The 639-nt window shown below is 50.4% G+C and carries 1 pseudogene; it reads left to right on the top strand.

The window, feature by feature from the left end:
* A pseudogene (locus FE392_RS13690) lies at positions 1-639 on the top strand (host specificity protein J); the annotation flags it as partial.

The raw sequence follows: 639 nt of genomic DNA, 5'->3' as shown, positions 1-639 counted from the left end.
GCCGTCAGGTAAGGTAAGAAGGGATCTTATTTCAGGGATTAAAGGACAGGAGGTCTCTGTATGGGGCATTGGTTATGCTTACCCAGAACGACCTGATGTGGGCGCAGTTTGGGCCATCGAATCTCGTCATGAGCTAAAGCAACTTTTCCGGGTTATTGGTATCAAAGCGGGTGAGGACGGCGTGTCATTTGACATCACTGCGGTTGAGCACAACCCTGACAAGTATGCGCTTATAGACAAGAATACCCGTATTGACGAACGCACTGTGGCCATCATTCCCCCCCGTGTTCAGCCGGCACCGAAGAATGTCCTTATCGACAGTTATTACTCGCTTAATCAGGGCATAATCTCCAACACGCTACAAATCACATGGGACGCAGCCGATAGTGCAGTGGCTTATGAAGTCGAATGGCGTAAAGATAACGGTAACTGGATAACGGCTCCCCAGACTACTGCACGGGGTCTTGAGGTGCCGAATGTTGATGATGGGCTTTATCAGGCACGGGTCAGGGCAACGAATGCAGCGGCAATATCCAGCATTTGGATGAACACGCAGGATACCTTGATAGGAAGCCGCAAAAAAGCGCCATCAGAACCGAAGTCTCTCCGAACCAAGTCGCTACTTTTTGGTATCCGGCT

This window comes from Xenorhabdus santafensis (assembly GCF_033949405.1).
In the GTDB taxonomy this organism is placed as follows: Bacteria; Pseudomonadota; Gammaproteobacteria; order Enterobacterales; family Enterobacteriaceae; genus Xenorhabdus; species Xenorhabdus santafensis.
Note: the sequence above shows the minus strand (reverse complement) of the source record. Positions and strands in the feature narration are given on the sequence as shown.